This window comes from Stenotrophomonas testudinis (assembly GCF_024499815.1).
Lineage (GTDB): Bacteria > Pseudomonadota > Gammaproteobacteria > Xanthomonadales > Xanthomonadaceae > Stenotrophomonas.
Window position 1 is genome coordinate 139,016 of the sequence record NZ_JAMOKY010000006.1, and the last position, 26,536, is coordinate 165,551.

Genomic DNA, 26,536 nt, shown 5'->3' on the forward strand with positions numbered 1-26,536 from the left:
TCGAGCCATGCTCGACTGCGCCTTTTGTAGAGTCGAGCCATGCTCGACTGCGCCTTTTGTAGAGTCGAGCCATGCTCGACTGCACCTTTTGTAGAGTCGAGCCATGCTCGACTGCGCGGAAGTCGAGCAAGCTGACGCTACAGATCCGCCGATCGCAGCCGATACCGCGCTCAGGGATTTCCAGCAGGGCAGACAGCCGGTGGTACGTGCGCTATCGATGACAGCCATGCTGGCAGCCAGCATGACCGCCCGCGCCGAGCCGGCGACCACCGCCCTGCAGATCCGCCTGGTGGTGGTCGAGGGCTGCGCCACCACGCCCGGCACGACCGACCCCTGCCCGGTCCCCGCACAGTACAGCGAGGCCCCTGCCCTGCCCGCACAGGTCCGCGAGCTCGCACCGCCGACCGGGGACGAAGGCGACCCCGCGCTGCCCGAACCACCGACGGTCTACTACTGATGCCCAGGCGCTGGCTGCCCGGCCTGCTGGCCCTGCTGCTGGCCCTGCCGGCGGCGGCACTGGAGCTGGTGCCGACCACCCTGCAGCTGCCCGCGGCCGGCGGCCGTACCGAACTGTGGCTGCACAACCCCGGCCCGGCGCCCTGGCGCGGGCGCCTGCAGATCTGGGCCTGGGACCAGCAGACCGGTGCCGAACGGCTGCAGCGCAGCGAGCAGGTCCTGGCCAGCCCCACCCTGATCGACCTGCCCGCCGGCGCCCGCCAGCGGGTCTGGCTGCTGCCACGCACGCCCGCACCGGTCGCCGCCGAACAGGCCTACCGGGTGCTGCTGACCCCCGATGACCGCCGGCAGCCCCGCTATTCCCTGCCGCTGTTCCGCGGCGGTGATCCCGCCCGCGCGCGGGCTCGCCTCTGGGTGGAGAGGGCCGGCGATGCGGCGCAGCCCGAGCTGAGACTGCATAATGAGGGGCTCCGCCACGCCCGCCTCAGCGACCTCGTGTACGAGGACGCACAGGGCCAGCCGCACGTGCTGCTGCCGGGTCTCGCCGGGTATGTGCTGGCAGCCCGGGAGCGCCATTGGCAGCTGCCGGCCCGTGCCGACGGCTACCGCGGCGGCCGTTTCCGGGCCCAACTGCAGGATGGGCAGGCGCTGATCCTGCCCGCACCGGAACCCGCAATTGCAGTGGACGCCGCCTCCGGGCTATAATTCCCCGGATGTCCTGCCGCCCTGTGCGCGGGACACCGTCCACGCCGTACGTCATCGGCGAATCCACACTTGTTGCCCCCATCCGTGCCGGGGTGCTCCGCAAGGAGTTCGGCCACGGAGGCAACAGGGAAGCCCAACCCCGGAACCATCAGCGCTTCCACGCGTCCCGCATACCTACCCCGCGGGCGGAATCGCCGGTTCCCCATCAGGAGTATTGCAATGCCCCAGGTCACCATGCGTCAGATGCTGGAAGCCGGCGTCCACTTCGGCCACCAGACCCGCTACTGGAACCCCAAGATGGCTCCGTACATCTTCGGCGCCCGCGGCAAGATCCACATCATCAACCTGGAAAAGACCGTCCCGCTGTTCAACGACGCGATGAACTTCATCTCGTCGGTTGCCCAGAAGCGCGGCACCGTCCTGTTCCTGGGCACCAAGCGCAGCGCGCGCGAAACCATCCGTGAAGAAGCCGAGCGTTGCGGCATGCCGTTCATGAACCAGCGTTGGCTGGGCGGCACCCTGACCAACTTCCGTACCGTAAAGCAGTCGGTTGCCCGCCTGAAGGAACTGGAAGCCGGTGAATCCGACGGCACCTTCGAGAAGCTGGTCAAGCATGAAGTGCTGGGCCTGCGTCGCGAGCGCGACAAGCTGGAGGCCTCGCTGGGCGGCATCAAGGACATGAACCGTCTGCCGGACGCCATCTTCGTGATCGACATCGGCCACGAAGACATCGCGATCAAGGAAGCCAAGAAGCTGGGCATCCCGGTCATCGCCGTGGTCGACACCAACTACAACCCGGAACTGGTCGACTACGCGATCCCGGGCAACGACGACGCCATCCGCGCTGTGCAGCTGTACGCCCGCGCCGCTGCCGACGCCGTGCTGGAAGGCAAGGCTGCTGCTCCGCACGCTGCTTCGGTGCGTGAAGAAGAGTTCGCCGAAGCCGCTGCCGCCGAAGAAGGCAAGCCGGCCCGTCGCGCACCGGCCAAGAAGGCTGCTGCTGACAAGGGCGAAGCCCAGGCCTGATCCAGGCCCCGGTGGGCGCCCTGCGCCCACCTGTCCTGACCGCTGCCACTGGCGCGGCGACCGGACACTGTCACACGGGCCGGCCACCATGCCGGCCCAACCCCTTTCTTTCGTGAGGTAATCCCGTGGAAATCACTGCTTCCCTGGTCAAGGAACTGCGCGAGCGCACCGGCGCCGGCATGATGGAATGCAAGAAGGCGCTGACCGAAGCCGGCGGCGACATCAACGCCGCTGCTGAAGCCCTGCGCAAGTCGGGCGCCGCCAAGGCCGACAAGAAGGCTGACCGCGTGGCCGCCGAAGGCCGTCTGGGCCTGGCCCAGGACGGCGGCAAGGCCGTGCTGGTCGAGATCAACTCGGAAACCGACTTCGTTGCCAACGACGTCAACTTCAAGAACTTCGTCGATTCCGTCGCCGCTGCCGCTCTGGCATCGGGCGCCGTTGACGCCGAAGCCCTGAAGACCGCCAAGCTGGCCTCCGGCGAAACCGTCGAAGAAGCCCGCGCCACCGCGATCCAGAAGCTGGGTGAAAACATCCAGATCCGTCGCCTGGTCAAGGTCGACACCACCGGCAACGTCGGCGCCTACGTCCACACCAACGGCAAGGTCGGCGTGCTGGTTGACCTGATCGGCGGCGACGTCGAGCTGGCACGCGGCCTGGCCATGCACGTGGCTGCGCTGAAGCCGCCGCACAACAAGGCTGCCGATGTGCCGGCCGAGTTCGTGGAAAAGGAAAAGGAAATCGAACTGGCCAAGATGTCCGAGAAGGACAAGTCCAAGCCGGCCGACATCCTGGAAAAGATCATCGCCGGCAAGATCAACAAGATCGTCAGCGAAGTGACCCTGTACGGCCAGACCTACGTGCTGGGCGACACCACCGTCGAGCAGGTGGTCAAGGCCGCCGGCGCCGACGTGGCTGGCTTCCAGCTGCTGGTCGTGGGCGAAGGCATCGAGAAGGTGGTTGAAGACTACGCCGCCGAAGTTGCCAAGGCGATGCAGGTCTGATTCCAGCCCACCGGCTGCGAAACGACCAGAAGGAGCCGCGGGAAACCGCGGCTCTTTTTTTATGCCTGTGGGCCCGTGGACCCGAGGCCTTCAGACCTGTGGGTGCGCACTGTTAGTGCGCACACCCCTCTCATCTATGGGTGCGCACCGCTGGTGCGCACATCCAGGACAAGGATCTTTGCGTTATCCGCCATTCAAGCCGATACTCGACACAGGGGAATACGCAATCGCATAACAGGAACAAAAGTCGCAGACTGTGATGTATCCCTAGGTATTCTTGTCCTAATGGAATTGAACGATCCGACATGCCTCCTGAGCTGACTGCTGCCCTGGCGCTGTGCCGCAACCTGCCCTCGCCTCCCGGTATTGCCCTGCGCATCATCGAACTGGCCCAGGACCCGGAAGCGGACATCGCCACCGCCGCCGACATCATCGCCATCGACATGGCGCTGAGCGCTCGCATGCTGCGCATCGCCAACTCGCCGCTGTATGCCAGCCGGCGTCGCATCGAGAACCTCGGCCAGGCACTGACCATGCTCGGCCTCAACGCCACCATCAGCCTGGCGCTGGGCTTCACCGTCACCCAGGGCCTGACCGGCGGCAGCGGCGCCGACCACGACCTGCGCCAGCGCGCCTGGAAGCGCAGCATCCTCAGCGCCCTGGCCGCCAGCCAGCTGGGCCAGGCCCGCGGCCTGCGCCGGCTGGAAGAGCTGATGCTGGCCGGCCTGCTGCAGGACATGGGCGTACTGTGCCTGGCCCAGGCCGAATCCGAGCGCTACCTGCCCCTGCTGCGCGAAGCCGGCGGCAACCTGGACCTGCTCGCCCGCGAGCGCGAGGAACTGGGCTGCACCCACGCCGACGTCGGCGCCTGGGTGGCCGAACAGTGGGGCCTGCCGCGCTACCTGGTGGACAGCATCCGCCTGAGCGAGTCCGAGCCCGCCACCGACAACACGTTCCAGGCCTGCGTACAGCTCTCAGGCGCGGTCGCCGACATCTGGCTGGACGAGGATGCCGACGGCGCGCGCGAACGCGCCCTGCACGAGGTCCACGAGCGCCTGCAGCTGGACAGCGCGCGCTTCGACCAGATGCTGGCGCGCATCAGCGACGCGCTGCCGGACATCGCCAGCCTGTTCGAGACCGGCCTCAGCTCGCCCTCCCGCGTGCGCGAGCTGATCGACCACGCACAGGAACTGACCACGCTGCGCAACCTGCGCGAAATGCAGGATGCCGAGCAGGCGCGCCGCCGCGCCGACGAATTCGAGGCGCGGGCCAAGCGCTTGGCCGACCAGGCCCACCGTGACGCCCTCACCGGCGTACTCAACCGCCGCCAGCTGGAAACCGTGCTCGACCAGGAGTTCCAGCGCGCCGGCCGGCAGGGCTGGCCGCTGTCGGTGGCCTTCATCGACCTGGACGATTTCAAGAAGATCAACGATGCCCACGGCCACCTGACCGGTGACGAGGTGCTGCGCGTGTTCGCCAGCAAGCTGCAGGGCCAGCTGCGCAACAGCGACACCGTGGCCCGCTTCGGCGGCGAAGAATTCGTCGCGCTGCTGCCCAACACCAGCGAAGCGGTGGCCCTGGACGTCATCCGCCGCGTCCTGGCCAGCATCGTCTCCACCCCGATGGTCGAGCTCGAGGGCGGGCCGCTGTTCGTGACCTTCTCCGCCGGCGTGGCCACCCAGGGCGGTTACGAGCGCTTTGCCGGCGTGCAGGACCTGCTGCGGGCGGCCGATGACGTGCTGTACCGCTCCAAGAACCTGGGCCGTAACCGCGTCATCGCGCGCTCGCCCGGCGAACTGGGGCATGATGAGCTGTCTGCCACCGCAGGCGCCGAACTGGGCTGAACCCGCTGCTCCGGCTGAACGGGGCAGTGCGACCTTCTGCGCCGCAGTGCACAAAATACTTTGGCCGCGCGCCGCATGCGCGTAGAATCCCCGCGATTTCCACGCTCACGAGGTCCCTATGTCCAAGCTCGCCTATCGCCGCATCCTTCTGAAACTGTCCGGGGAGGCGCTGATGGGAGATGAGGACTACGGCATCGACCCGAAGATCATCAACCGCTTGGCCCGTGAAGTGATCGAGGCCCAGCAGGCGGGCGCCGAAGTGGCGCTGGTGATCGGCGGCGGCAACATCTTCCGCGGCGCCGGCCTGGCCGCAGGCGGCATGGACCGCGTCACCGGCGACCAGATGGGCATGCTGGCCACGGTCATCAACGCCCTGGCCATGCAGGACGCGCTGGAGAAGCTCGGCGCCAAGGCCCGCGTGATGAGCGCCATCAAGATCAACGACGTGTGCGAAGACTACATCCGCCGCCGCGCCATCCGCCACCTGGAAAAGGGCCGCCTGGTGATCTTCGCCGCCGGCGTCGGCAGCCCGTTCTTCACCACCGACTCGGGCGCCGCCCTGCGCGCGATCGAGATCGGCGCGGACCTGCTGCTGAAGGCCACCAAGGTCGATGGCGTGTACGACAAGGACCCGAACAAGCACAGCGATGCGGTCCGCTTCGACAGCCTGAGCTACGACGAAGTGATCCGCCGCGGCCTGGAAGTCATGGATACCGCGGCCTTCGCCCTGGCCCGTGACAGCGACCTGCCGATGCGCGTGTTCGACATGGGCCAGCCGGGCGAGCTGCTGAAGATCCTCGGCGGCGCCAACATCGGCACCCTGGTCCAGGGCCGCGATCCGGCCTGAGCCTGAGCGGCAGGCGTGCTGCGGGCCGATCCAGGCCCGTCAGCGTCCCGTATTCGCCTATAATCGCCCGATTCCAGTTACATCCAGGACCCGGGCGATGCTCAACGACATCAAGAACAACGCGCAGACGCGCATGGCCAAGAGCATCGACGCTCTGAAGCACACCCTCACCTCGATCCGCACCGGGCGTGCCACTCCCGCCCTGCTGGACCGCGTCACGGTCAATGCCTACGGCAACGCCAGCACCCCGCTGAACCAGGTCGCGTCGATCTCGAACGCCGATGCCCACTCGCTGCTGGTCACGCCCTTCGACAAGAGCATGATCAAGGAAATCGAGAAGGGCCTGTACAACCACGAGTTCACCCCGAACACGCTGGGCGCGGCCATCCGCATCAACATGCCGCCGCCGACCGAAGAGCGCCGCAAGGAGCTGGCCAAGCAGGTGCAGAAGGAAGGCGAGGGCGCCAAGATCGCCATCCGCAACATCCGCCAGGACGCCAACAAGGAAGTGGCCAAGCTGGTCAAGGACAAGGCGATCAGCGAAGACGAGAAGAAGCGCGGCGAAGACGACATCCAGAAGCTGACTGACAGCAGCATCAAGGACGTCGACAAGGTCGTCGCCGACAAGGAAAAGGAACTGTTGTCGGTCTGAAGTCGATGCCTTCAGTCCCGCCTCCGTTGCCGGCCGCCCTGCCCCGCCACGTCGCCATCATCATGGATGGCAACGGGCGCTGGGCACAGCAGCGCCGCCGCCCGCGCGTGATCGGCCACCGTGCCGGCGCGCGCGCGGTCAACCGTACCATCGACCGTTGCCTTGAACTGGGCATTCCGGCGCTGACCCTGTTCGCGTTCTCCAGCGAGAACTGGGGCCGCCCGCAGGAAGAAGTCGATGCCCTGATGAAGCTGTTCCTCGGCGCCCTCGACCGTGAAGTGGACGAACTGCATCGCCGTGGCGTACGCGTGCGCTTCATCGGCGAGCGCGAGCGCTTCGGTGCCGGGCTGGTCAGCCGCATGCAGCTGGCCGAACAGCGCACCGCCGACAACACCACGCTGACCCTGTCGATCGCCGCCAGCTATGGTGGCCGCCAGGACATCGCCCGCGCCGCCCGTGCGCTGGCCGCGGAAGTGGCTGCCGGCCGCCTGCTGCCCGAGCAGATCGACGAATCGCTGCTGGGCCGCCAGGTCGCCCTGGCCGACCTGCCGCCGCCGGACCTGTTCATCCGCACCGGTGGCGATACCCGCATCAGCAACTTCCTGCTGTGGCAGCTGGCGTACACCGAACTGTGGTTCACCGAGGCACTGTGGCCGGACTTTGATTCCGGGCAGCTGCAGCAGGCGCTGGACGCCTACGCCAGCCGTGAACGCCGCTTCGGCCTGACCAGCGCCCAGATCGCCGCCCTGGCCACCGAGACGCCCAGCCCATGACCAAAACCCGAGTTCTCGCCGCGCTGATCATGGCGCCGGTGGCCATTGCCGCGATCCTGCTGCTGCCCACCCAGTGGCTGGCTGCCGCCGCCGCCGCCGTGTTCCTGATCGGCCTGTGGGAATGGCTGAAGCTGGCCGGCATCGAAGACACCCTGGCCCGTACCGTGCTGCTGGTGCTGAACCTGCTGCTGATGGTGCTGATGGTCTGGGCCGATGGCAGTTCGCTGGTGCTGTTCCAGCTGGCGACCCTGGTTGGCGTGGCCTGGTGGCTGGCGGCCCTGGTCTGGCTGCGCTTCTTCACCTTCGGCGCGCAGCCGGGCAGCCCGGCCCGCATCCTCAAGCTGCTGGCCGGCACCCTCGCCATCGTCCCGGCCTGGGCCTCGCTGGTGCTGATCCATGCCGGCGGCGATCCACCGGGGCACAACGGCCACCTGTGGCTGCTGGCTGCGCTGGCGCTGGTCTGGGCCGCCGATTCGGGCGCCTATTTCGCCGGCCGCCACTTCGGCAGGCACAAGCTGGCCCCGCGCATCAGCCCCAACAAGACCTGGGAAGGCCTGTTCGGCGGCCTGCTGGCCGGTGTCGCCGTGGCCGTCGGCCTGGGCTGGCTGGCCGGCGTGGACGTCGCGCACCTGCCGGGCCTGCTGGTCACCTCGGTGGTGGCCGTGTTCGCCTCGGTGCTGGGCGACCTGTACGAAAGCCTGATCAAGCGCCATGCCGGCGCCAAGGATTCGGGTCACCTCATTCCTGGCCACGGCGGCGTGCTGGACCGCGTCGACGGTGTGCTGGCTGCCCTGCCGGTGTTCGCGCTGGGCAAGGAAATCTTCGGATTCTGACCATGGATGCTGTTGCAGACCTGCGCCGGGTCGCCGTATTCGGCGCCACCGGCTCGATTGGCGCCTCCACGCTGGACGTGATCGCCCGCCACCCGCAACGCTACCAGGCCACCGTGCTCGCCGCCGGCCGCCAAGTGCAGGCGCTGTTGGCGCTGTGCCGCCAGCACCGCCCCGCGCATGCGGTCATCGCCGACGAGAGCCTGTACGCCGAGCTGCGTGACGGCCTGCGCGACGCCGGCCTGGCCACCGAGGCGCACGCCGGCGCTGCCGCATTGGACCAGCTGGCCGCCAGCGATGCCTGCGACACCGTGGTGGCCGCCATCGTCGGTGCGGCCGGGCTGTCCTCGACCCTGGCGGCCGCCGCCGCCGGCAAGCGCATCCTGCTGGCCAACAAGGAATCGCTGGTGCTTGCCGGCGAGCTGCTGACCCGCACCGCCGAGCGTGCCGGCGCCGAAATCATCCCGATCGACAGCGAGCACAGCGCGATCTTCCAGTGCCTGCGCTCGCGCGATGCCAGCCTGGACGGGGCCGGCGTGCGCCGGATCCTGCTGACCGCCTCGGGCGGTCCGTTCCGTGGCCGCAGCCGCGCCGAACTGGAGCAGGTGACCCCGGCCCAGGCCGTTGCCCACCCGAAGTGGTCCATGGGCCCGAAGATCTCGGTCGATTCGGCGACGTTGATGAACAAAGGTCTGGAAGTGATCGAGGCGCACCACCTGTTCAAGGTGCCCGGCGAACGCATCGAGGTGCTGGTCCACCCGCAGAGCTTGGTCCATTCGCTGGTCGAGTTCGTCGACGGCTCGACTCTGGCCCAGCTGGGCCTGCCGGACATGCGCACCACCCTGGCCGTGGGCCTGGGCTGGCCGCAGCGCATCGAATCGGGCGTGTCCGGGCTGGACCTGCTGGCCCAGGGCCGGCTCGATTTCGAAGCCCCGGACACCGAGGCCTTCCCCTGCCTGGCCCTGGCCTGGCAGGCGATGCAGGCCGGCGGCACTGCTCCGGCGGTGCTGAACGCGGCCAATGAAGAGGCTGTTTCAGCGTTTCTTCAGGGCCGGATCGGTTTCCTGAGCATTCCCGCGCTGGTTGCTAACGCTCTTTCAACACTGCCGACCGAAGCAGCCGATACACTGGACGGCCTGTTGTCCGCCGACCAGCGGGCCCGCCAGTTGACCCTGAACGCCATCGACGCCGCCTGAACGCCACGCCCATACCGCATGACGCCGCTGCCATTGACCGCCACCGTGAGCCTGCATGACTGACTTCATCGGATCGGTCTGGTGGATGATCGTCAGCCTCGGGCTGCTGGTCACCTTCCACGAATTCGGGCACTACGCGGTGGGCCGCCTCTGTGGGGTGAAGGTGCTGCGCTTCTCGGTCGGCTTCGGCCGCCCGCTGTGGTCGCGCCGCGACAAGCACGGCACCGAGTTCGCCATCGCTGCCCTGCCGCTGGGCGGCTATGTGAAGTTCCTCGACGAGCGCGAGGTCGAGGTCCACCCGCATGAGCGCGGGCAGGCCTTCAACCACAAGACCGTCTGGCAGCGCATCGCGATCGTCGCCGCAGGCCCCATCGCCAACCTGCTGCTGTGCATCCTGCTGCTGTGGGCGATGTTCGTGATCGGCAAGCAGGATTATTCGGCCACCATCGGCCGCACCACCGGCATCGCCGCCAGCGCCGGCCTGGCCAGCGGCGACCGCGTGCTGCGCGTGGACGACCGCGACGTGGTCACCCTCGGCGATGCCAGCATGGCCCTGACCGCGGCGGCGATGGACCGGCGTGACGTGACCCTGGAGGTACTGGACGGCAGCGACCAGGTGCGCAAGCGCACGCTGCCGCTGTCGCAGCTGCCGGCCGGCTTCGATGAACGCCGCGTGCCGAGCCTGGCCGGCCTGCAGTGGCAGGCATCGCTGCAGCCGGCGCAGGTGGACAGCCTTACCGCCGATTCGGCCGTGGCCGGCCTGCTGCAGCCGGGTGACCTGATCGTAGCCATCGACGGCCAGCGCATCGATGGCGCCGACCAGGTCAGCGCGCAGATCCAGGAACTGGGCCGCCGTGGCGGCCCGGGCATGATCGAAGTGCTGCGCGGTGGCGAGCGCCTGGCGCTGGAAGTGACCCCGCGCGCGGGCAAGGACGGCCAGGGCAGGCCGGTCTGGCAGATCGGCGTGGGCTTCTCGGGCGCCTTCAGCCCCGCCTACGACACCCTGATGCGCTACGGGCCGCTCGATGCGGTGACCGTGGCCGTGCGCGAAACCGGCCGCCTGGCCTCCGATTCGCTGGGCATGATGGCCCGCATCGTCACCGGCAAAGCCTCGCTGCAGAACGTTTCCGGCCCGGTCACCATTGCCCGCGTGGCCAATGTTTCGGCCAAACGCGGCCTCGATTGGTTTCTGCAGTTCCTTGCCCTGCTGTCGCTGAGCCTGTGCATCATCAACCTGCTGCCGATTCCCATCTTGGACGGCGGGCACCTGCTGTATTACCTTATCGAGTTGGTCAAGGGCAGCCCGCTGAGCGAGCGTGCCATCGCCGCAGGTCAGTACATCGGCCTGGCGTTGCTGGCCGGGCTGATGGGTCTGGCGTTCTACAACGACATCCTCGGCCTGGTCCCGCGATGAACTTTTCCACGTTTTTGGCGTCTACAGCGCCGGCATCCCGTACCAATGAAATCGACCTTCCTACCGGACGTGACATGACGCGACTCCCCAATCGCCGCCTGCTGGCCCTCGCCCTCGCCGCCGTCACCGGCGCTCCCGCCCTGGCCCAGGCAGCCGAGCCCTTCACTGTCAGCGACATCCGCGTCGACGGCCTGCAGCGCATCAGTTCGGGTACGGTGTTCACCTACCTGCCGGTGGAACGTGGCGAGACGGTCACCGACAGCAAGGTCGGCGAGACCATCCGCGCCCTCTACAAGACCGGCTTCTTCGAAGACGTGCAGCTGGATCGCCAGGGCAACATCCTGGTCGTGACCGTCAAGGAACGCCCGGCGATCAACAAGCTGACCGTGACCGGCAACAAGGACATCAAGTCCGACCAGCTGCTCAAGGGCCTGTCCGACATCGGCCTGACCGAGGGCGGCACCTTCGACCGCCTGAGCCTGGACCGCGTGACGCAGGAACTGCGCCGCCAGTACAACGACCGTGGCAAGTACAACGTCGAGATCACCCCGACGGTGAGCCCGCTGGACCGCAACCGCGTGGACATCGCCATCGCGATCAAGGAAGGCAAGGCCGCCAAGATCCAGCACGTCAACCTGGTCGGTACCGAGAAATACGACAGCCAGGACATCCTGGAAACCTGGGAATCCAAGGAGCACAACTGGGCGTCGTGGTACCGCCGCGATGACCAGTACTCCAAGGAAAAGCTGTCCGGCGACCTGGAAAAGCTGAACTCGTGGTACCTGGACCGCGGCTACGTCGACTTCAGCATCGACTCGACCCAAGTCTCGATCAGCCCGGACAAGCGCGACATGTTCGTGACGGCCGGCGTGACCGAAGGCAACCAGTACAAGATCTCCGAGATCAAGGTCAGCGGTGATACCGTCCTGCCGCAGGAAGATGTCGAGCGCATGGTCGTGCAGCGCGCCGGCGACACGTTCTCGCGTGCGCTGCTGGAGTTCAGCTCCGACGCGATCACCAATTCGCTGTCCAACATCGGCTACGCGTTCGCCAAGGTGAACCCGATCCCGACCACCAACCGTGCCGAGCAGACCGTCGCGGTGAACATGCAGGTCGTCCCCGGCCCGCGCGTGTCGGTGCGTCGGATCATCTTCAAGGGCAACACCCGCACCTCCGACGAAGTGATGCGTCGCGAAATGCGCCAGTTCGAGAACAGCTGGTACTCGCAGGCCGCGATCGACCGCTCCAAGATCCGCCTGCAGCGCCTGGGCTACTTCGAGTCGGTGGACGTTGAAACCCCGCCGGTCAGTGGCAGCAACGACCAGGTCGACGTGGTCTACAACGTCAAGGAAACCACCTCGGGCAGCTTCGTGTTCGGCCTGGGCTACTCGCAGTCCTATGGCATGACCACCTCGGTGCAGCTGTCGCAGAACAACTTCCTCGGCGGCGGCAACCGCGTGTCGGTGGAAGCCTCGCGCAGCAGCTACCTGCAGCGTTACGGCTTCAGCTACACCAACCCGTACTTCACCGATGACGGCGTGTCGCTGGGCTACAACCTGTCCTGGCGCGAACTGGACTACTCCGACTTCAACACCGCGCAGTACAACAGCACCAATGGTTCGGCACAGGTGGTGTTCGGCGTGCCGCTGACCGAGACCGACAGCGTTTCGCTGATGTTCGGCATCGACAGCAACCAGATCACGACGTACCCGGGTTCCACCCCCGAGTCGATCATCGACTACATCAACGCCATCGGCAGCAAGACCTTCCATGCCTGGCGCACGGAGCTGGGCTGGGCGCGCGATTCGCGCAACGACTACTTCATGCCGACCCGCGGTACCTACCAGCGCATCGGCCTGGAAACCACGCTGCCGGGTTCGACTGTCGAGTACTTCAAGCTGAACTACCAGATCAGCAAGTACTGGCCGATCATGCCGTCGCTGGTGATCAACACCCGCGCCGAAATCGGCTACGGTGACAGCTACGGCAAGGACTACACCCGCAACATCTGCTACACGCCGTCTACCACCGACAATCCGAACCCGACCCAGACCGTGGACTGCACCCCGGCTTCGTCGGACTACGTGAAGACGGTGACCGCCACGGGCCTGCCGTTCTACGAGAACTTCTACGCCGGCGGCACCAACTCGGTGCGCGGCTTCGAAGACAACACCCTGGGCCCGCGCGAGGCGACCTCGGGTTACCCGAACGGCCAGCCGCTGGGCGGCTCGGTGAAGACCGTCGGTTCGGTGGAAGCGTACTTCCCGCGCCTGTTCGACAGCCCGTCGGCACGTGTGTCGGCCTTCGTCGACTTCGGCAACGTCTACAACGGCACCAGCAACGTCAAGGCCAACGAACTGCGCGTGTCCACCGGTGTGGCCCTGCTGTGGCGCGCCCCGGTCGGCCCGATCTCGATCAGCTACGCGTTCCCGCTGAAGAAGAAGGACGGCGACGAAATCGAGCGCCTGCAATTTACGTTTGGTGGCCAGTTCTAACTGGCCACCAAACGTTCCCACGGTTTGCGATGCAAACCGCGGGGCCTATCCTGCTCCCTATCCCCCGCGCCGTTGGCGCGCCCCCCTTAACAGAAGGGGGGCACTTCACCAGGCGGGTTACGAAGCGCCGGGCTCTGCCCGGCGTTTTTGTTTTCGTTGCCGCGTTCACACACGGTGAGCCGAGCATGGCCTTGCTCTACACAGGCTTCGAATGCTGGCCGCCTGCCGGGACGTGTCCAGAGGCGGCGGGTGGCCCTGGGCAGGACCGTTGGCGCCATGGGCCCGAGGCATGCCTCGGGCGGGTTGGGCAGGACGCCCAACCCCGGTCTTGCCGTGTGCGCAGGACAGCGCACACGAGCAAGGCGCCATCGAGCACCATGGAGGGGATTTTGCGTGTCCTGACCAAGGCCACCCGCCGCCTCCACCCGGTAGCAGGAAGGCGCCGTGGAACCGCGCCGCATGACCGGACTGGCTCCACACGTTAAACTCCCGCCGTGAATACTCCTACCTACACCGCCCAGCAACTCGCCGATCAGTTCGGCCTGCAGGTCCATGGCGACCCCGCCACCGCCATCCGTGGCGTGGCCACCCTCGCCCATGCCGGTGCCGGCCAGCTGACCTTCCTTGCCAACCCGCGCTACCGCGCGCAGCTGGCCGACAGCCAGGCCTCGCTGGTGGTCCTGCGTGCCGAAGACGCCGAGGCCGCCCCCGGCGCCGCGCTCGTCGCCAAGGATCCCTACACCACCTTCGCCAAGATCGCCGCGCTGTTCGACGTCGCGCCGGTGCGTGAGCCGGGCATCCATCCCAGCGCGGTCATCGATCCGCAGGCCCAGGTGGCCGCCAGCGCCCACATCGGCCCGTTCGTCACCATCGGTGCGCGCAGCGTGGTCGGCGAGAACTGCATCATCGGCGCCGGCAGCATCATCGGCGAAGACTGCATCCTCGACAGCGGCTGCGAACTGATCGCCCGCGTCACCCTGGTCACCCGCGTGAAGCTCGGCAAGCGCGTGCGCATCCATCCCGGCGCCGTGCTCGGCGCCGATGGCTTCGGCCTGGCGATGGACGCCGGCAAGTGGATCAAGGTGCCGCAGCTGGGTGGCGTGCGCATCGGCGACGACTGCGAGATCGGCGCCAATACCTGCGTCGACCGCGGTGCGCTGGAAGACACCGTGCTCGCCGAAGACGTGCGCCTGGACAACCTGGTGCAGATCGCGCACAACGTGCAGATCGGCGCCCACTCGGCCATCGCCGGCTGCACCGGCATCGCCGGCAGCGCCAAGATCGGCCGTTACTGCCTGCTCGGCGGCGCCGTTGGCGTCGTCGGCCACCTGGAAATCTGCGACAAGGTCGTGATCACTGGTAAATCGGTGGTCCGCAACTCCATCACCGAGCCGGGCGAGTACTCGTCCGGAACGCCCCTGACCGACAACCGCACGTGGCGCAAGAACGCCGCGCGCTTCAAGCAGCTTGATGCACTGGCCCGTCGCATCCTGTCTGTGAGCAAGGAGAAAGAATGAGCCAGCCCCAGACCCTGCCGGACATGGCACAGATCCAGACGCTTCTGCCGCACCGCTACCCGTTCCTGCTGGTCGACAAAGTGCTGTCGATCGACTACGAAGCCCGCAGGATCGTCGCCACCAAGAACGTCAGCATCAACGAGCCGTTCTTCCAGGGCCATTTCCCCAACCAGCCGATCATGCCGGGCGTGCTGATCATCGAAGCCATGGCCCAGGCTGGCGGCGTGCTGACCCAGCTCACCCTGGGCCGCGATTCGCAGTCCAAGCTGTTCTACATGGTCAAGGTCGACAAGGCCCGCTTCACCAAGCAGGTGGTGCCGGGCGACGTGCTGGAAATGCACGTCGAGATCAAGCGCGTGATCCGCAACATGGCCGTGTATGACTGCGTGGCCAAGGTCGACGGTGAAGTCGTCGCCTGCGCCGAGGTGCTGTGCGCCGGCACCCGCGATTGACCCTGTACGGAGGAACGAGATGACCGATAGCGCTCCCCTGATCCATCCCACCGCGGTGATCGATCCGTCGGCTCGACTGGCCGACGACGTCCGCGTGGGCGCGTTCACGATCATCGGTCCCGACGTCGAGATCGGCGCCGGCACCGAGGTCGGTCCGCACTGCAGCATCCACGGCCCGACCCGGATCGGCCGCGACAACCGTTTCATCGGCCACGTCGCGGTCGGCGGCGAGCCGCAGGACAAGAAGTTCGCCGGTGAACGCACCGAACTGGTGATCGGCGACCGCAACGTGTTCCGCGAGTTCGTCACCCTCAACCGCGGCACCGGCGGCGGCGGTGGCATCACCACCATCGGCAATGACAACTGGATGCTGGCATACACGCACGTGGCCCACGACTGCCACGTCGGCAACTTCTGCGTGTTCTCCAACAACACCACCCTGGCCGGGCATGTCACCGTCGGCGACTACGTGATCATCAGCGGCTTCGCCGGTGCCCACCAGTTCTGCCGCATCGGTGCCCACGCCTTCCTCGGCATGGGTGCGCTGACCAACGGCGATGTGCCGCCGTTCACCATGGTCGGCACCGATTCGCTGGGCCGCCCGCGTGGTATCAACAGCGAAGGCCTCAAGCGCCGCGGCTTCGATGCCGAGCGCATCACCGCCATCAAGCGCGCCTACCGCACCCTGTACGTGGCCGGCCTGCCGCTGGCCGAAGCCAAGCAGCAGCTGGCCGAGCAGGCACAGGCCAGCGATGACGTCCGCTCCATGCTGGACTTCATCGAGCACACCGAGAGGCACCTGCTGCGATGAGCAGCACGACCGGCCAGGCGCCGGCCGGCGCTGCCGTCATCCCGCTGGCCTCGATGGCCGGCAGCGTGCCGGCGCAGCGGGTGCTCAGCGAGCGCCCGTTGCGGATCGCGCTCGTGGCGGGCGAAGCGTCCGGCGACCTGCTCGGTGCAGGCCTGGTGCGTGAGCTGAAGGCCCGCTTCCCGCATGCCGAATTCGCCGGCATCGGCGGCGATGCCATGCGCACCGCCGGCTGCCAGACCTGGCACGACGCCAGCGAGTTGGCGGTGATGGGCCTGACCGAAGTGCTGCGCCACCTGCCGCGCCTGCTCAAGCTGCGCTCGGCATTCCGCGAGCGTGCGCTGGAATGGCAGCCGGATGTGTTCATCGGCATCGACGCCCCGGATTTCAACCTGGGCATCGAGCGCTGGCTGAAGCAGCGCGGCATTCCCACCGTGCACTACGTCAGCCCCTCGGTCTGGGCCTGGCGCGAGAAGCGCGCGGAGAAGATCGGCAGCAGTGCCGACCTGGTGCTGTGCCTGTTCCCGATGGAACCGCCCATCTATGCGAAGCACGGCATCGATGCGCGTTTTGTCGGCCACCCGATGGCCGATGACATTCCGCTGCACGGTGACCGCGACGCAGCCCGCGCCGCGCTCGGCCTGCCCGCTTCGGCGAAGGTGCTGGCGGTGCTGCCGGGCAGCCGCCTGGGCGAGATCTCGCGCCTTGGCGAACCGTTCTTCGAAGCGGCCTGGCAGGTCTCCGAACGCATCCCCGGCCTGCACGTGGTGGTGCCGGCGGCCAACGCCGCCTGCCGCCGCCTGATCGAGGAACAGCTGTCGCGCTCGGCGCTGCCGGTGGCGTACTCACATGTGCTCGATGGCCAGGCACGCACGGCGATGATCGCCGCCGACGTGGTGGTGCTGGCTTCCGGCACGGCCACCCTGGAGGCGATGCTGGTGAAGCGGCCGATGGTGGTCGGCTATCGGGTGAACGAACTGACCTACCGCCTGGTGAAAGCGCTGGGGCTGATCAAGGTCGACCGCTTCGCCCTGCCCAACATCCTCGCCGCGCAGGATCTTGCTCCGGAACTGATGCAGCACGACTGCACGCCGGACAAGCTGGCCGCGGCCATCCAGCAGTGGTTCGACCACCCGCAGCGCACCGCTGACCTGCAGGACACCTACGAGCGCCTGCACGAGCGCCTGCGCCGCAATGCCTCCGCCCGTGCCGCCGACGCGGTGGGCGAGCTGCTGGTGCGCAACCAGGAACCCGCATGAGCCGTCGCGCTGCCGCTGCGGCCAGCCTGGTCCTGTTCGACGGCGCGGCGGTGGTCGAGCCCGGGCGTCTGGTGGCCGGCGTCGACGAAGCCGGTCGCGGGCCCTTGGCCGGCCCGGTGGCCGTGGCCGCCGTGGTGTTCGACCCGGCGCGGCCGCGCATCAACGGCCTGGACGATTCCAAGCAGCTGACCGCGGCGCGCCGCGAACAGCTGCACGACCGCATCATCGAACGGGCGCTGGCCTGGAAGGTGGTGCTGGTGGACGTGAACGCCATCGACCGCCTGAACATCTACCAGGCCACCCTGCAGGGCATGCGCGATGTGGTGGCGGCCGTGGCCCACGTGGCCGGCTTCGCCCGCATCGATGGCAACGTCGTGCCCAAGGGCCTGGTGCTGCCGGCGCAGGCGCTGGTCGGCGGTGATGGCATCGACCGCGCGATCATGGCCGCCTCGATCCTGGCCAAGGTCTCGCGCGACCGCTACATGCAGGACCTGCACGTGCGGCACCCTCAGTACGGCTTCGACCAGCACAAGGGCTACGGCACCCCGGCGCACCTGGCCGCACTGCGCGCGCACGGGCCCTGCGATGAACACCGCCGCAGCTTCGCCCCGGTGCGCGAATGCCTGGAAGTGCCGCAGGTTGTGGCGGCCATCGCCTGAGCCTGCTGGAGTTGTAGAGCCGAGCCCATGCTCGGCTGCTGTGGACAGCCGAGCATGGGCTCGGCTCTACAGAAAGCAACCTCCAGCACGCCTGAACCCGGCCGTCTTCCCGGGCATGTCAAGAGCTTGTCGCCACCCCCTGCCCTCGCTACCCTGACCGGGCACTCCAGCGCTTCCCGACCCCGGCGACGATTTCCCCGTCAGCACCCGGGGCCCGCGCGCTCCAACCTGGTCCGGCATGTCCAACTCCCGCTTCGTACATCTCCACGTCCACACCGAGTTCTCGCTGGCGGACTCGACCATCCGCGTGCCGGCCAAACCGGACCAGGCGGACCCGAAAAAGGCCAAGCAGGCCAACCTGCTGTCGCGCTCGGTCGAACTCGGCATGCCCGCGCTGGCGGTAACTGACCTGAACAACCTGTTCGCCCTGGTCAAGTTCTACAAGGCCGCCGAAGGCGTGGGCATCAAGCCCATTGCCGGCGCCGACGTGATGATCACCGAGGAAGGCCAGGACCCGTGGCGGATGACCCTGCTGTGCCGCGACCGCGAGGGCTACCTCAGCCTGTCACGGCTGCTGACCCGTGCCTGGATGGAAGGCCACCGCCCCGAAGGCGGCGTCGCCATCCACCCGGACTGGCTGAAGGCGGGCAATGCCAACCTGTTCGCCCTGGCCGGCCGTGACAGCCTGGCCGGCCGCCTGGCGCTGGACGGCAAGCATGACCTGGCCGAGCAGCAGCTGGCCGACTGGCAGCGCGCGTTCGGCGATGGCCTGCACCTGGAGCTGACCCGCACCGGCCGCGATGGCGAGGAAACCTTCAACCGCTTCGCGCTGATGGCCGCCGGCCAGCGCGGCCTGCCGGTGGTGGCCAGCAACGACGTGCGCTTCCTGGCGCCGACCGATTTCAGCGCGCACGAAGCGCGCGTGTGCATTTCCACCGGCCGCGTGCTGGACGATCCCAAGCGCCCCCGCGAGTACAGCGACCAGCAGTACCTGAAGTCTGCCGAGGAGATGTGCGCGCTGTTCGCCGACATTCCCGATGCGATCGACAACACGCTGGCGCTTGCCGAGCGCTGCAACATCGAGATGCGGCTGGGCACCTACTTCCTGCCCAACTACCCGGTGCCCGACGACGAGACCCTGGACACCTGGATCCAGAAGATGTCGCGCGACGGCCTGGAAGAGCGCCTGCAGAAGAACCCGCTCGCGCCCGGCAAGACCCGCGAAGAGTATTTCGAACGCCTGGAGTTCGAGCTCAACACCATCATCAAGATGGGCTTCCCGGGCTACTTCCTGATCGTTGCCGACTTCATCCAGTGGGGCAAGAACCAGGGCATCCCGATCGGCCCCGGCCGTGGTTCGGGTGCCGGTTCGCTGGTGGCGTGGGCGCTGAAGATCACCGATCTGGACCCGCTGCCGTACAACCTGCTGTTCGAGCGATTCCTGAACCCGGAACGCGTGTCGATGCCCGACTTCGACATCGACTTCTGCATGGACCGCCGCGACGAGGTGATCGACTACGTCGCGCGCAAGTACGGCCGCGAACGCGTCAGCCAGATCATCACTTACGGCACCATGGCCGCCAAGGCAGTGGTGCGCGACTCCGGGCGCGTGCTGGGCTTCCCGTACGGCCTGGTGGACGGCGTTTCCAAGCTGATCCCGAACATCCTCGGCATCCACCTGAAGGATGCGCTGGGCAAGGGCAAGGAAGGCCCGAGCTCGGAAATGGCGTCGGCCGAACTGATCCAGCGCTACGAAACCGAAGACGACGTCCGCGACCTGATCGACCTGGCGCTGCAGCTGGAAGACCTGACCCGCAACGCCGGCAAGCACGCCGGTGGCGTGGTGATCGGGCCCGAGCCGCTGAGTGAGTTCTGCCCGCTGTACGCCGAACACGATGAGAACGGCCTGGGCAAGAACCCGGTCACCCAGTTCGACAAGAACGACGTGGAAGAAGTCGGCCTGGTGAAGTTCGACTTCCTCGGCCTGCGCACGCTGACGATCATCGACTGGGCGGTGAAGGCGATCAACAAGCGCCACGAGCGCGCCGGCATCCCGCCGGTGGATATCGCCGCGATCCCGCTGGACGATGCGCCCACCTACAAGGACATCTTCGCCAACGGCAACACCGGTGCGGTGTTCCAGTTCGAATCCTCGGGCATGCGCCGCCTGCTGAAGGACGCGCGCCCCGACCGCTTCGAAGACCTCATCGCGCTGGTGTCGCTGTACCGACCCGGCCCGATGGACCTGATTCCTTCCTTCAACGCGCGTAAGCACGGCCAGGAAGAAATCATCTATCCCGATCCGCGCACCGAAGCGATCCTGAAGGACACCTACGGCATCATGGTGTACCAGGAGCAGGTGATGCAGATGGCGCAGATCGTCGGCGGCTACTCGCTGGGCGGCGCCGACCTGCTGCGCCGTGCAATGGGCAAGAAGGTGCCGGCCGAAATGGCCAAGCACCGCGAGATCTTCCGCGAGGGTGCGGCCAAGGACGGCGTCGACGAAGCCAAGGCCGATGCGATCTTCGACCTGATGGAGAAGTTCGCCGGCTACGGCTTCAACAAGTCGCACGCCGCCGCCTACGCGCTGGTCAGCTACCAGACCGCCTGGCTCAAGCGCCATTACCCGGCCGAGTTCATGGCGGCCACGCTGTCCTCGGACCTGGACAACACCGAAAAGGTGGTCGGCTTCCTGGACGAGGTGCGTAATCTCGGCCTGACCGTGCTGCCGCCGAAGGTGAACCACTCTGCGTTCATGTTCGAAGCCGTCACCCCGGACACCATCCAGTACGGCCTGGGCGCGATCAAGGGCGTCGGCCAGGGTGCCTGCGAAGCGGTGGTGGACGAGCGCCTGAAGGGCGGCGACTACAAGGACCTGCTCGACTTCTGTACCCGCGTCGGTTCGGCCAAGCTCAACCGTCGCACGCTGGAGGCGATGATCAACTGCGGCGCGCTGGACGAGCTGGGCCACAACCGTGCCTCGCTGATGCTGCAGCTGCCGGAGGTGCTCAAGGCCACCGAGCAGATGGCGCGCGAGCGTGCCTCGGGCCAGAACTCGCTGTTCGGCGGTCCCGATCCGAGCACGGTGACCATCCAGCTGGACCTGGTCGAAGCCGAGGAATGGCCGCTGCTGCAGCGCCTGAATGGCGAGCGCGACACGCTGGGCTTCTACCTCAGCGGCCACCCGTTCGATCCGTGGCGCGATGATGTGCGCGACCTGGTCGGCAACGACCTGGGCTCGGTGGAGAAGATCTGGAGTTCCAGCAACAGCGGTGGTGGTGGTGGCAACGGCGGCGAGAAGCGCTGGCGCCCGGAAGTGCCGACCGTGCTGGCCGGCCAGGTGGTCGGCGTGCGCCGCAAGGGCGAAAGCCAGATCTTCATCCAGCTCGAGGATGGCCGCGGCCGCGTCGAGTGCAGCGCGTTCTCCGATGCCATGGCCGAGTTCGGCCACCTGATGACCAAGGACCGCATCCTGGTGGTCAAGGGTGGCCTGCGCGAGGACGAGTTCAACGGTGGCTACGCGCTGCGCATCCGCCAGTGCTGGGACTTCGATGAGGTCTGCGCCAACTACGCCACGCGCCTGTCGCTGCGCTTGGACCTGCGCCAGCAGCGCCCGGTCTGGGAACGCGTCAATGCCCTGCTCGACCGCCATCGCCCCGGGCGCACACCGCTGCGCCTGGACCTGCTGCTGAAGGGCCCGCAGGGCGGCGTGGCAGGCATGCTCGACGTATCCGGGCAGAGCGCGGTGCGCATCGACTCCAAGCTGATGGAGGCGCTGCGCGCCGATCCGGCCGTGCGCACGCTGAAAGTGCGCTACAGCCCGCCGTGGGCCAACTGAGGCTGGCCCACGCGTTGCGTTATTCCGCTGTTGCCATCAAGGACGATAGACCTTCGTGAAACTGCTGTTCCCCTGCTTCGCTGCCCTGGTGCTGGCCGCCTGTTCGTCCAAGGTCGATTTCGAGATCGACAACCCGACCGCGACGCCGCTGGCCATCAGCATCGATGGCAAGGACCTGCCGGTGGCGCCCAACGCCTCGCGCCCGGTCAGCCTCGCGCCGGGCGAGCACACGCTGCACACCGAGCGCCTGGGCGATGTGCGCTTCAATGTCTACGTCGACAGCCGCGGCGGCCTGATCAACCCGACCCTCAGCGAGTACGTCACCGCGCGCGAGATCTACGTGACCGGCGAAGACAGGCTGAAGAACTTCGGCGCCAGCGGCCTGGGCATCGAGATCGGCGGCGTGGCGTTCAAGGGTCCGTTCGACAAGTTCCACGGCCTGTTCATCGACAAGACCTGGAACTTCGGCGTGCGCGAGCCGTTCCCGCAGGAACAGATCGTCGCCCACGTCGATTCCTCTGGCGGCAAGATCAGCACCAAGATCTTCACCGCGCCCGACTTCATCACCTATGTCGAGGAAGGCATGGGCGAACCGGGCGCGTTCAAGCGCGAGCATCCGGCCGGCTACGTGGCCCCGGTCTACACCCTGGAACCGGCCCCGGCCAGCCTGCCCGCGCTGGATCCGGCCTTCGAGGCCCACGCCGGCCCGCTGCGCGATCTCTACGCGCGTTGGCTGAAGGCCAGCACCGCGGCCGAGCAGAAGGCCCTGCGCAAGGAAGACTTCCAGGCGAGCATGGCGTTCACCCAGGCCACCGCGACGCTGGGCTCGAAGCTGCCGGTGGCCGCCAACCAGGCCTACAACGACTTCGTCGCTCTCCGCAGCACCGAAATGGCCCGCAGCGCCGTGGTCATGCCCTGAGCTGACTGGCGCCCCCCTGCCCGGCTGGGGTACCGTCGCCTTCCAGACGAAGGCGTACGGGCCATTGCTGCGCATTCGGCTAGAATTCCCCCCTTCTTTACACGACGGCTTCCGATGAATCCGAACTACCTCGACTTCGAGCAACCCATCGCCGACCTGGAAGCAAAGATCCAGGAGCTGCGCAACGCCAGTGCCGGACCGGCGGTCAATGTCGAGGCCGAGGTTCACGCCCTGCAGGACAAGCTGCGCCTGCGCACCGCGCAGATCTTCCGCAACCTGACCTCGTGGCAGGTGCTGCAGCTGGCCCGCCACCCGTCGCGCCCGTACACCGCCGATTACCTGCGCATCATCTTCGATGAGTTCCAGGAACTGGCCGGTGACCGCGCCTTCGCCGACGACAAGGCCATCATGGGCGGCCTGGCCCGCATCAACGGCCGCTCGGTGATGGTGATCGGCCACCAGAAGGGCCGCGACACCAAGGAAAAGATCAAGCGCAACTTCGGCATGCCCAAGCCGGAGGGCTACCGCAAGGCGCTGCGCCTGATGAAGATGGCCGAGCGCTTCGGCCTGCCGGTGCTGACCCTGATCGACACCGCCGGCGCCTGGCCGGGCATCGACGCCGAATCGCGCGGCCAGTCCGAAGCGATCGCGCGCAACCTGATGGAAATGGCCGAGCTGAAGGTGCCGATCATCTGCACCGTCATCGGTGAAGGCGGTTCCGGCGGCGCGCTGGCGCTGGGCGTGGGCGACCGCACCGTGATGCTGGAATACGCGGTGTACTCGACCATCACCCCGGAAGGCTGCGCCTCGATCCTGTGGAAGGACGCGGGCAAGGCCAAGGACGCCGCCGAACAGCTGGGCCTGACCGCCCCGCGCCTGAAGGACCTGGGCCTGGTCGACAAGGTCGTGCGCGAGCCGACCGGTGGCGCCCACCGCAACCCGACCCAGATGGCAAAGCGCCTGAAGGCCGTGCTGCTGAACGAACTGGAAGCGCTGGACAAGCTGTCCACCGAACAGCTGCTGGAACAGCGCTACACCCGCCTGCGCAGCTACGGCACCTACGAAGCCGCATAAGCCGGTAGTGCCGGCCGCTGGCCGGCAACATGCAGGGTTGCAGAAGCGAAAGAGCCGGGCAGATGCCCGGCTCTTCTCGTTTGCGCGTTGACGGCATCCACGCCTCAGAACGGCTTGGCCAGCACCAGCCAGACAATCGGAATGAAGGCCAGCAGCGGGATCTCGTTGATCCAGCGCAGCGCGCGCGAGGACGGCAGCGCACGGCCCTTGGCCACGCCCTTCAGCAGGCGCCCGGTCCAGATGAAGTACACCAGCAGCAGCACCACCAGGCCCAGCTTGGCGTGCAGCCAGCCGGCGCCACCGGGCGCGACCATGGTCGGGAAATCGGGGATGACCTTGTAGCCCAGCCACAGCACCAGGCCCAGCACGAAGGCCAGGCCGAACATCGAATGGCCGAAGCGGTACAGGCGCAGGCCCATCAGCTGCAGGCGCTCGCCCACCGCCGGCTGGCCCGCGGTCTCGGCCAGGTTCACCAGGATGCGCGGCAGGTAGAACACCGTTGCCATCCAGGCCACCACGAACACGATGTGGAAGGTCTTGACCCAGTAATAGCTCTGCATGTGCTCGCTCCAGCGGCTGGCGGGGATGGGTGGCCATTGTCGCAGTAGAGCCACCCCATGGGTGGCTGCCGCGGCCAATTGCCGCACCACGGCCGCGACGCCGTACGATAGGCGCCGTTTTCACCCTCTACGTGCCCTGCCCCATGGACAAGACCTACGACGCCGCCTATTTCCAACGCTGGTACCGCCGTGCCGAGATCGGCGGCAGTGCTCGCCTGGCGCGCAAGGTCGCTCTGGCCGTGGCCACCGCCGAGTACTACCTGGAACGACCGGTGCGCAGCGTGCTCGACATCGGCTGCGGCGAAGGCGCCTGGCGCGCGCCGCTGCTGAAGCTGCGTCCGAAGGTCCACTACCTAGGCTTCGACAGCAGCGAGTACGCTGTGCGCCGTTACGGACGTACCCGCAACCTGCACATGGCCAGCTTCGGCGATTTCGCCTGGCTGCGGCCCTGCGCCCCGGTCGACCTGCTGGTGTGTTCGGACGTGATGCACTACGTGCCCGACCGCGAGCTGCGGGCCGGCCTGGCCGGCGTGGCCGAGCTGACCGCCGGCGTGGCGTTCCTGGAGACCTTTGCCGCCGAGGATGAGTTCGACGGCGATCATGAGGGCTTCCAGGCCCGGCCGGCACGCTGGTACCGCCGCGAGCTGGCCCGCCAGGGCCTGCAGGCCGTTGGTTCACACCTGTGGCTGGGCCCCGGCCTGGCCGAGGAGGCCGCCGCGCTGGAAAAGATGTGAATCCGGATTCATTATTTTTAGCAGACTTAACCCGTGGGACGCCCTGATGGGATATGCTGCGCGGCAACATATGACCATACATATTCGGTCGTCATGCTCTATCAACTACACGAACTGACCCGCAACCTGCTCGCCCCCTGGGTGCACCAGGCCCAGGCCAACGCCAGATTCTTCGCCAACCAGGGCCACTGGTGGTCGCAGATGCCGGGCGCTGATCGCCTGGCGGCGGTCAATGAACTCTTCCATCGCATCGGCAAGGATTACGAGAAGCCCGAATGGGGCATCAACGAAATCGAGGTCGAAGGCGAGCGCGTGCCGATCGTCGTGCACGAGGAAGTGAGCAAGCCGTTCTGCAAGCTGCTGCGCTTCAAGCGCCACAGCAACGAAGCCGACCAGCTGCACACCATGCTCAACCAGCCGTTCGTGCTGGTGGTGGCGCCGCTGTCGGGCCACCACGCCACGCTGCTGCGCGATACCGTGCGCACGCTGCTGCGCGACCACCGCGTGTACGTCACCGACTGGGTGGACGCGCGCATGGTGCCGGCCAGCGAAGGTGAGTTCGGCTTGGACGATTACATCGCCTACATCCAGGAGTTCATCCGCCACCTGGGCGTCGAACGCCTGCACGTGGTGAGCGTGTGCCAGCCGACAGTGCCGGTATTGGCTGCGGTTTCGCTGATGGCCAGCCGTGGCGAGCCGACCCCGCGCACGCTGGTGATGATGGGTGGCCCGATCGATGCGCGCTGCAGCCCCACCGCAGTGAACAACCTGGCCACGCAGAACCCGCTGTCGTGGTTCGAGAACAACGTCATCCACACCGTGCCGGCCAGCTACCCAGGCGCCGGCCGCCGCGTGTACCCGGGCTTCCTGCAGCACGCCGGCTTCCTGTCGATGAACCCCAGCCGCCACTTCAGTTCGCACTGGGATTTCTACACCGACCTGGTCAAGGGCGATCTGGAAGACGCCGACGCGCATCGCAATTTCTACGACGAGTACAACGCCGTGCTGGACATGCCGGCCAAGTACTACCTGGATACCATTTCGGTGGTGTTCCAGGACTTCCTGCTGCCGCGTGGCGAGTGGGTGGTCAACGGCGAGAAGGTCGACCCGTCGGCCATCCGCGATACTGCCCTGCTGAGCATCGAAGGCGAGCTGGATGACATCGCCGGCCTCGGCCAGACCGAAGCGGCGCAGGCGCTGTGCACCGGCATCGCGGCCGACCGCCGCGAGCACTTCATCGTTGAAGGCGCCGGCCACTACGGCATCTTCAGCGGCCGCCGCTGGCGCGAAGTGGTGTACCCGAAGGTACGCGATTTCTTCGCCGCCCATGCCGAAGCACCGGCCGCCAAGGCCACGAAGAAGAAGAGCAACGTCACCCCGTTGCGGCGCAAGGCGGGGTAAATCCCCGCCGAGGGGTCGGATGCCTTTCCTGCGGAAAGGGCTCTGACCCCGGCACGATCGGATCCCACCCCTCTGC

The 26,536-nt window shown here is 67.2% G+C and carries 23 protein-coding genes; 22 read left to right on the forward strand and 1 reads right to left on the reverse strand.

The genetic code is table 11. The annotated features are described in order from the left end of the window. The first annotated feature begins 217 nt into the window (after window positions 1-217). From NQ204_RS06190 to NQ204_RS06285, 20 genes are all read left to right on the forward strand, one after another. Window positions 218-457: a hypothetical protein gene (locus NQ204_RS06190; protein WP_256643356.1), complete on the forward strand. Its 240-nt coding sequence runs from the start codon at window positions 218-220 to the stop codon at window positions 455-457. After that, complete coding sequence (locus NQ204_RS06195; protein WP_256643357.1) at window positions 457-1,161, forward strand: fimbrial biogenesis chaperone; 705 nt, start codon at window positions 457-459, stop codon at window positions 1,159-1,161. Before NQ204_RS06190 ends, NQ204_RS06195 begins: the two co-directional genes overlap by 1 nt. A 219-nt stretch (window positions 1,162-1,380) precedes the next feature. After that, complete coding sequence (rpsB, locus tag NQ204_RS06200; RefSeq protein WP_116863041.1) at window positions 1,381-2,187, forward strand: 30S ribosomal protein S2; 807 nt, start codon at window positions 1,381-1,383, stop codon at window positions 2,185-2,187. A gap of 125 nt (window positions 2,188-2,312) precedes the next feature. Further along, complete coding sequence (tsf, locus tag NQ204_RS06205; protein ID WP_108768307.1) at window positions 2,313-3,188, forward strand: translation elongation factor Ts; 876 nt, start codon at window positions 2,313-2,315, stop codon at window positions 3,186-3,188. A gap of 305 nt (window positions 3,189-3,493) precedes the next feature. Beyond that, window positions 3,494-5,032 carry a sensor domain-containing diguanylate cyclase gene (locus NQ204_RS06210; protein ID WP_256643358.1) on the forward strand — a complete coding sequence of 513 codons (1,539 nt, stop codon included), beginning with the start codon at window positions 3,494-3,496 and terminating at the stop codon, window positions 5,030-5,032. A gap of 118 nt (window positions 5,033-5,150) precedes the next feature. Beyond that, window positions 5,151-5,879, forward strand: coding sequence for a UMP kinase (gene pyrH / locus NQ204_RS06215; protein ID WP_079221256.1), 729 nt, complete (start codon window positions 5,151-5,153; stop codon window positions 5,877-5,879). A gap of 97 nt (window positions 5,880-5,976) precedes the next feature. After that, the gene (frr, locus tag NQ204_RS06220) at window positions 5,977-6,531 is read left to right on the forward strand and encodes a ribosome recycling factor (RefSeq protein WP_108768305.1); all 555 of its coding nucleotides are present in this window, start codon (window positions 5,977-5,979) and stop codon (window positions 6,529-6,531) included. Window positions 6,532-6,536: 5 nt separating this feature from the next. Beyond that, entirely contained in the window at window positions 6,537-7,304 is a 768-nt protein-coding gene (gene uppS, locus NQ204_RS06225; RefSeq protein WP_116863044.1) for a polyprenyl diphosphate synthase, read from the forward strand. Next, window positions 7,301-8,137, forward strand: coding sequence for a phosphatidate cytidylyltransferase (locus NQ204_RS06230; RefSeq protein ID WP_256643359.1), 837 nt, complete (start codon window positions 7,301-7,303; stop codon window positions 8,135-8,137). Before uppS ends, NQ204_RS06230 begins: the two co-directional genes overlap by 4 nt. A gap of 2 nt (window positions 8,138-8,139) precedes the next feature. Next, window positions 8,140-9,330, forward strand: a complete 1,191-nt coding sequence (locus tag NQ204_RS06235) for a 1-deoxy-D-xylulose-5-phosphate reductoisomerase (RefSeq protein WP_256643360.1) — start codon at window positions 8,140-8,142, stop codon at window positions 9,328-9,330. Between the two features lie 55 nt (window positions 9,331-9,385). Continuing rightward, window positions 9,386-10,744: an RIP metalloprotease RseP gene (gene rseP, locus NQ204_RS06240; RefSeq protein WP_116863047.1), complete on the forward strand. Its 1,359-nt coding sequence runs from the start codon at window positions 9,386-9,388 to the stop codon at window positions 10,742-10,744. 74 nt (window positions 10,745-10,818) lie between these two features. Continuing rightward, window positions 10,819-13,239, forward strand: coding sequence for an outer membrane protein assembly factor BamA (gene bamA / locus NQ204_RS06245; RefSeq protein WP_116863048.1), 2,421 nt, complete (start codon window positions 10,819-10,821; stop codon window positions 13,237-13,239). Between the two features lie 494 nt (window positions 13,240-13,733). Continuing rightward, window positions 13,734-14,756: a UDP-3-O-(3-hydroxymyristoyl)glucosamine N-acyltransferase gene (gene lpxD, locus NQ204_RS06250; RefSeq protein ID WP_116865393.1), complete on the forward strand. Its 1,023-nt coding sequence runs from the start codon at window positions 13,734-13,736 to the stop codon at window positions 14,754-14,756. Beyond that, window positions 14,753-15,208, forward strand: a complete 456-nt coding sequence (gene fabZ / locus NQ204_RS06255) for a 3-hydroxyacyl-ACP dehydratase FabZ (RefSeq protein ID WP_116865394.1) — start codon at window positions 14,753-14,755, stop codon at window positions 15,206-15,208. The genes lpxD and fabZ overlap by 4 nt, the downstream gene beginning before the upstream one ends. Window positions 15,209-15,227: 19 nt before the next feature. Beyond that, a complete protein-coding gene (gene lpxA / locus NQ204_RS06260) occupies window positions 15,228-16,019 on the forward strand; it encodes an acyl-ACP--UDP-N-acetylglucosamine O-acyltransferase (protein ID WP_200732349.1) in 792 nt (263 codons plus the stop codon). Between the two features lie 53 nt (window positions 16,020-16,072). Next, the gene (gene lpxB, locus NQ204_RS06265; protein ID WP_243402787.1) at window positions 16,073-17,275 is read left to right on the forward strand and encodes a lipid-A-disaccharide synthase; all 1,203 of its coding nucleotides are present in this window, start codon (window positions 16,073-16,075) and stop codon (window positions 17,273-17,275) included. Further along, window positions 17,272-17,934, forward strand: a complete 663-nt coding sequence (rnhB, locus tag NQ204_RS06270; protein ID WP_256643361.1) for a ribonuclease HII — start codon at window positions 17,272-17,274, stop codon at window positions 17,932-17,934. Before lpxB ends, rnhB begins: the two co-directional genes overlap by 4 nt. A gap of 238 nt (window positions 17,935-18,172) precedes the next feature. Further along, entirely contained in the window at window positions 18,173-21,772 is a 3,600-nt protein-coding gene (gene dnaE / locus NQ204_RS06275; protein ID WP_116864355.1) for a DNA polymerase III subunit alpha, read from the forward strand. 55 nt (window positions 21,773-21,827) lie between these two features. Beyond that, entirely contained in the window at window positions 21,828-22,691 is an 864-nt protein-coding gene (locus NQ204_RS06280) for a hypothetical protein (protein ID WP_488192346.1), read from the forward strand. A 114-nt stretch (window positions 22,692-22,805) separates the two neighbouring features. Continuing rightward, window positions 22,806-23,765 carry an acetyl-CoA carboxylase carboxyltransferase subunit alpha gene (locus NQ204_RS06285; protein ID WP_256643362.1) on the forward strand — a complete coding sequence of 320 codons (960 nt, stop codon included), beginning with the start codon at window positions 22,806-22,808 and terminating at the stop codon, window positions 23,763-23,765. Between the two features lie 104 nt (window positions 23,766-23,869). Here NQ204_RS06285 and NQ204_RS06290 read toward each other — a convergent pair whose 3' ends face one another. Then, on the reverse strand, window positions 23,870-24,325 hold the full coding sequence (locus NQ204_RS06290) for a CopD family protein (protein ID WP_108764551.1): 456 nt from the start codon (window positions 24,323-24,325) through the stop codon (window positions 23,870-23,872). Between the two features lie 143 nt (window positions 24,326-24,468). Between NQ204_RS06290 and NQ204_RS06295 the strand changes: the two genes are divergently transcribed. Both NQ204_RS06295 and NQ204_RS06300 read left to right on the forward strand, forming a co-directional pair. Continuing rightward, window positions 24,469-25,059: a class I SAM-dependent DNA methyltransferase gene (locus tag NQ204_RS06295; protein ID WP_256643363.1), complete on the forward strand. Its 591-nt coding sequence runs from the start codon at window positions 24,469-24,471 to the stop codon at window positions 25,057-25,059. 93 nt (window positions 25,060-25,152) lie between these two features. Further along, window positions 25,153-26,460 (forward strand): polyhydroxyalkanoate depolymerase, encoded by a 1,308-nt coding sequence (locus tag NQ204_RS06300; RefSeq protein ID WP_116864359.1) that lies wholly within the window; start codon window positions 25,153-25,155, stop codon window positions 26,458-26,460. The last annotated feature ends 76 nt before the right edge of the window (window positions 26,461-26,536 follow it).

What these genes read in the sequence shown, in the direction of transcription:
- NQ204_RS06195 (WP_256643357.1), top strand. Translation starts at nt 457, where the DNA reads ATGCCCAGGCGCTGGCTGCCCGGCCTGCTGGCCCTGCTGCTGGCCCTG.
- NQ204_RS06235 (WP_256643360.1), top strand. Translation starts at nt 8,140, where the DNA reads ATGGATGCTGTTGCAGACCTGCGCCGGGTCGCCGTATTCGGCGCCACC.
- NQ204_RS06230 (WP_256643359.1), top strand. Translation starts at nt 7,301, where the DNA reads ATGACCAAAACCCGAGTTCTCGCCGCGCTGATCATGGCGCCGGTGGCC.
- rseP (WP_116863047.1), top strand. Translation starts at nt 9,386, where the DNA reads ATGACTGACTTCATCGGATCGGTCTGGTGGATGATCGTCAGCCTCGGG.
- rpsB (WP_116863041.1), top strand. Translation starts at nt 1,381, where the DNA reads ATGCCCCAGGTCACCATGCGTCAGATGCTGGAAGCCGGCGTCCACTTC.
- NQ204_RS06295 (WP_256643363.1), top strand. Translation starts at nt 24,469, where the DNA reads ATGGACAAGACCTACGACGCCGCCTATTTCCAACGCTGGTACCGCCGT.
- NQ204_RS06290 (WP_108764551.1), bottom strand. Translation starts at nt 24,325, where the DNA reads ATGCAGAGCTATTACTGGGTCAAGACCTTCCACATCGTGTTCGTGGTG.
- frr (WP_108768305.1), top strand. Translation starts at nt 5,977, where the DNA reads ATGCTCAACGACATCAAGAACAACGCGCAGACGCGCATGGCCAAGAGC.
- NQ204_RS06210 (WP_256643358.1), top strand. Translation starts at nt 3,494, where the DNA reads ATGCCTCCTGAGCTGACTGCTGCCCTGGCGCTGTGCCGCAACCTGCCC.
- rnhB (WP_256643361.1), top strand. Translation starts at nt 17,272, where the DNA reads ATGAGCCGTCGCGCTGCCGCTGCGGCCAGCCTGGTCCTGTTCGACGGC.
- bamA (WP_116863048.1), top strand. Translation starts at nt 10,819, where the DNA reads ATGACGCGACTCCCCAATCGCCGCCTGCTGGCCCTCGCCCTCGCCGCC.
- uppS (WP_116863044.1), top strand. Translation starts at nt 6,537, where the DNA reads ATGCCTTCAGTCCCGCCTCCGTTGCCGGCCGCCCTGCCCCGCCACGTC.
- NQ204_RS06300 (WP_116864359.1), top strand. Translation starts at nt 25,153, where the DNA reads ATGCTCTATCAACTACACGAACTGACCCGCAACCTGCTCGCCCCCTGG.
- dnaE (WP_116864355.1), top strand. Translation starts at nt 18,173, where the DNA reads ATGTCCAACTCCCGCTTCGTACATCTCCACGTCCACACCGAGTTCTCG.
- lpxB (WP_243402787.1), top strand. Translation starts at nt 16,073, where the DNA reads ATGGCCGGCAGCGTGCCGGCGCAGCGGGTGCTCAGCGAGCGCCCGTTG.
- NQ204_RS06285 (WP_256643362.1), top strand. Translation starts at nt 22,806, where the DNA reads ATGAATCCGAACTACCTCGACTTCGAGCAACCCATCGCCGACCTGGAA.
- lpxA (WP_200732349.1), top strand. Translation starts at nt 15,228, where the DNA reads ATGACCGATAGCGCTCCCCTGATCCATCCCACCGCGGTGATCGATCCG.
- pyrH (WP_079221256.1), top strand. Translation starts at nt 5,151, where the DNA reads ATGTCCAAGCTCGCCTATCGCCGCATCCTTCTGAAACTGTCCGGGGAG.
- NQ204_RS06190 (WP_256643356.1), top strand. Translation starts at nt 218, where the DNA reads ATGACAGCCATGCTGGCAGCCAGCATGACCGCCCGCGCCGAGCCGGCG.
- fabZ (WP_116865394.1), top strand. Translation starts at nt 14,753, where the DNA reads ATGAGCCAGCCCCAGACCCTGCCGGACATGGCACAGATCCAGACGCTT.